Genomic DNA, 4,187 nt, shown 5'->3' with positions numbered 1-4,187 from the left:
AGGTTGATCATATCGAAACTCACCTAATGTTCCAATATATCCGTTTTTGTACTATGATTCGTGGTTATTTTAATAAAGAGTATGCGAAAAATAAATAGACAGCCTAGAGTAGATTAGAGAAGTGAAACATTAAATGCAACTTAGTTGCGTTAAAAGATATTAATATTATATTTGTAACCCAGACGTATAAGTGAATGGGGGCTGTTTTCAGAAACAGCATTGGGGGTAAGGAAATGGTCAAAATAGGAGTTTAAAAGACACTCGAATGGAATGTAGGGGTTTTATAAATGAATTTATTCAAAAACAATATTCTTTTAGTCAAGGTGCTCTTCAATTTATAATTCTTTCCTAATTATTTAAATTAAAAAAATAAAAAGTCAAGATTAGTTCGATAGAATGATAGTATGAAATATAATAGAAAACAGTTTGTTTTTTTTATGGGAAAAGCCAGTTTGGGGGCTGTAATTATGCCTCAATTTTTAATAAATTGTGGCAATACAACAACACCAACCAATAATTTTAATACAATTTCTAACAAAAGACTTAATGAGTTAGAGAATCTTGTTATAGAGGGTTTAATTCCTTCGGATAAGGATGATTTACTAGTAGCGAATGGCCTAAATTATTACCCTATAATAAAATGGGGTGATAAAATTAGTGATACAGATACCTTTGGGTTTAATAACGATTTTACTTGTTTCATTCCTTTTGATGATAACAATCCTAAAGACGGTTTGCTATGGGTAAATCATGAATATGTAAATCCACTGTTTGTTTCTGATTTTGATTTCAAAAAATACGAAAACCCATCTAAGCATAGAACTATACAACAAGTTGATAAAGAAATGTATAATGTTGGCGGAAGTATAGTAAGAATAAAAGAAGAAAAGGGTATCTGGAAAATTGTTGAGAATGACCCGCATAATAGGCGTATAACTGCAAAAACTCCAATAAAATTAAATTGGGATATTCCTATTGCAGGAGCAACTACTGTAATTGGAACTCATAGTAATTGTTCTGGGGGCATCACTCCTTGGAAAACATTTATTACATGTGAAGAAAATTACGATAGTTGTTTTGGAGAAACTGAATATGATGAAAATAATGTTACAACCCACAGACCAAGCTGGTTAGGTTGGGAAGAATTTTATAACTATCCACCAGAACATTATGGTTGGGTAGTTGAAGTGAATCCACAAGACGGAACAGCTCAAAAACATATTGCTTTAGGTCGATTTGCCCACGAATGTTGTACCATATATGAACTCGAAGATAAGCGTATAGTTGCTTACACAGGAGATGATAAAAACAATGAACATTTATATAAATTTGTTTCTTCCGAACCAAGTTCTTTAAAGGAAGGAACGTTATATGTAGCCGATACTGTTCATGGAAAATGGTTAGCCTTAGATTGGAAAAATCAACCTATTTTAAAAAATAAATTCAAAGACCAAACAGAAGTATTGATTAGAGCAAGAGAAGCTGCAAAATTATTAGGTGCTACAGAGTTAAACCGACCAGAGGATATTGAAATAGATCCTATTACTGGAAATATATTTGTGTCACTAACGAATAACAAAAGTAAAAATGATTTTCATGGATCTATTCTCAAAATAGAAGAAACTAATGGAGAATTTGATTCTTTGAGTTTTAAAGCCTCTACTTACAAAGCAGGAGGTGATGAAAATGGGTTTTCTTGTCCCGATAATTTAGCATTCGATTTATCAGGAAATCTTTGGATAACATCAGATATATCAGGAAGTTCAATGAACAAAGAAGATACACCTTATATGGCGTTTAAAAACAATAGCCTATTTGTAATTCCCAGATACGGTAAAGATGCCGGAAAAGTAATTCGAGTAGCATCAGCGCCAAAAGATGCAGAACTTACAGGGCCTTGGTTTTCACCAGATGGTAAAACACTTTTTTTGAGTGTACAACATCCAGGAGAACAAACCAAAGATTTAAATTTTCCCACCAGTACATGGCCTTTTGATGCAGATAATCTTCCAAAACCTGCTGTGGTAGCTATTACTGGTGATTTAATAGAAAAAATGAATATGCTTAACAAAATAGAAACTGAGATTTAATTTAATTATGTATAACATGAAAAAAATCATCTTAATACCATTAATACTAATGTCTTTGGTATCATGTAATCATATAGCAAAAGAAGAAAGGGTATTGATAAAAGGGGAAAATGATGTAGTTTTGGTATTAAATACACCAAAAGCTAGGTGTCATAAATGTCAAAAAATAATAGAAGACGGTCTTCAAAAGATAGATGGTGTACATCAATCTATTTTAGATTTGAATATAAAACAAATTTCTATTGTATACGATCCAAAAAACACGACTCCCGAAAAACTCAGTTCTGCTGTAAAGGAGTTAACAACACAAATACCTTGTAAGTAATAAATATAGGTGATTTTATAGCACAGCGTGAAATATGTCAATAGCAAAAATAGGTATTATTACAGTAAGTGATAGATGTCATAAGGGCGTTTACGAAGATATTAGTGGAAAAGCAATTATAAATACACTCAATGACTATTTGATTTCAGAATGGGAAAAGATTTATACAATAGTCCCCGATGAACAAAAGGATATTGAAAAAACAATTATCAATTTGGTCGATAATGAAAAATGTTGTTTAGTTGTTACGACAGGAGGAACTGGTCCAGCCAAAAGAGATGTAACACCCGAAGCCACAGAAGCAGTATGTGATCGTATGATGCCTGGTTTTGGTGAACTTATGAGAGCCGAATCTTTAAAATTTGTACCAACCGCTATTTTATCACGTCAAACAGCTGGGCTTAGAAAGAATAGCTTGATTATTAATCTGCCGGGAAAACCAAAATCAATTAGGGAATGCTTAGATGCCGTTTTCCCTGCAGTACCTTATTGCATAGACCTTATGGATGGTCCATATTTGGTATGTAATGAAGAAATTATTATACCATTTAGGCCAAAAAATAAGTAAATTCTGTTTGTATTTAGGTACAGGAGATGGCCAAATAAAAGTTGAAAAACAAAAATATGGAAGCTATTATAACGGTCGTTGGATTTTTGGGTGCAGGTAAAACAACATTATTAAAACATTTGATAGAAAAATTTTCTAGTAATGGATGGAGTCCTTTTGTTATTCTTAATGATTATGAAAATGCAAATATGGATGCCCAACAATTTGCTAAACAAATTGCATTAAAGAACATTAAACCTTTAAGCGGAAGTTGTATTTGTTGTACGGGTATAGTTGAACTTAGAAACACGGTAAATAGAATCCCTGAAAGAGTACATGGAGTTACTTTGATTGAAGCTAATGGGACATCGGATGCATGCTCGTTGATGGAATTTTTAGGTGTTGGAATAAATGATAGATTTTTACCACCGATTCAAATTTCTGTAGTAGACGTCAAAAATTGGCAAAAGCGAGGGGAACATAATGAACTTGAGGCTAATCAAATTCAGGTTTCTTCATTATTGGTTTTAACACATCTTGAAAAGATACATGAAAATAGAAAAAATCAGGTGATTGATGAATTAAAAACGCTCAATCCAATGGCTAAAATAGTAACTATAGAAAGTTTGGATGTTTTATTGTTACCAGAATTAGTACCCTCTAAAAATTCATCACAAAAGTTTGATCATCAAAAAGCACATTGGTCTTCGTGCTCAATTGATTTACCTGTTTTACCCAATGAAAAAAGTATACATGACATTTGTCATGCACTGCCTAAAAGTATTCTTAGAGTAAAAGGGTGCACGACAATAGGTAATGCGAAAGAATATGTTTTTTTTGAACGTACTCCTGATGGTACCGTATGTATACGTCCATTTAATGGTGTCCCTATAACAGGTTCTAAATTATTGACTATTGGACCTGGTAGCCAGCCTTCTTTACTTCAAAAAACGGTTGAAACAATTCTCTTAATAGATTAAGTTAATTATAATCATGTATTATATAATGCTCAAAATTCTAAAGTTACTTTATCTAAAGTATATACCTAAAGGTGTTATCTCAAAATCTATGTAAAATTAGCAATGTAAAAAGTACTATTCGTATATTACTTTTGCGAAGGTTGTCTCATCAAATAGAATATTTATTATTTAAATTACTGATAAATAAAGATATAAGGAAGTAGCATGTTACTTTGAACCGTCTTTATAATCTTTTTCCTCTATTA

At 31.9% G+C, this 4,187-nt stretch carries 4 protein-coding genes; all 4 read left to right on the top strand.

Annotated elements, in window-relative coordinates; all coding sequences use genetic code 11:
* Window positions 1–437: 437 nt before the first annotated feature.
* Genes DZ60_RS0121730 through DZ60_RS0121715 form a run of 4 tightly spaced genes read left to right on the top strand, consistent with a single transcriptional unit; the run spans window position 438 to window position 3,942 of the window.
* The gene (locus tag DZ60_RS0121730) at window positions 438–2,090 is read left to right on the top strand and encodes a PhoX family protein (RefSeq protein WP_241448774.1); all 1,653 of its coding nucleotides are present in this window, start codon (window positions 438–440) and stop codon (window positions 2,088–2,090) included.
* Window positions 2,091–2,106: 16 nt separating this feature from the next.
* Window positions 2,107–2,415 (top strand): heavy-metal-associated domain-containing protein, encoded by a 309-nt coding sequence (locus tag DZ60_RS0121725; protein WP_025744114.1) that lies wholly within the window; start codon window positions 2,107–2,109, stop codon window positions 2,413–2,415.
* A gap of 34 nt (window positions 2,416–2,449) precedes the next feature.
* The gene (gene mog / locus DZ60_RS0121720) at window positions 2,450–2,983 is read left to right on the top strand and encodes a molybdopterin adenylyltransferase (protein WP_025744113.1); all 534 of its coding nucleotides are present in this window, start codon (window positions 2,450–2,452) and stop codon (window positions 2,981–2,983) included.
* Window positions 2,984–3,039: 56 nt separating this feature from the next.
* The gene (locus tag DZ60_RS0121715) at window positions 3,040–3,942 is read left to right on the top strand and encodes a GTP-binding protein (protein WP_025744112.1); all 903 of its coding nucleotides are present in this window, start codon (window positions 3,040–3,042) and stop codon (window positions 3,940–3,942) included.
* Window positions 3,943–4,187: the final 245 nt, after the last annotated feature.

This window comes from Aquimarina pacifica (genome assembly GCF_000520955.1).
GTDB lineage: Bacteria > Bacteroidota > Bacteroidia > Flavobacteriales > Flavobacteriaceae > Aquimarina > Aquimarina pacifica.
The sequence above is the reverse complement of the archived record's forward strand: the minus strand, read 5'-3'. Positions and strand labels throughout refer to the sequence as shown.

Bases quoted from the DNA above. Each gene is read 5' to 3' on its own strand.
- DZ60_RS0121730 (WP_241448774.1), top strand. From the start codon at position 438: ATGGGAAAAGCCAGTTTGGGGGCTGTAATTATGCCTCAATTTTTAATA.
- DZ60_RS0121725 (WP_025744114.1), top strand. From the start codon at position 2,107: ATGAAAAAAATCATCTTAATACCATTAATACTAATGTCTTTGGTATCA.
- mog (WP_025744113.1), top strand. From the start codon at position 2,450: ATGTCAATAGCAAAAATAGGTATTATTACAGTAAGTGATAGATGTCAT.
- DZ60_RS0121715 (WP_025744112.1), top strand. From the start codon at position 3,040: ATGGAAGCTATTATAACGGTCGTTGGATTTTTGGGTGCAGGTAAAACA.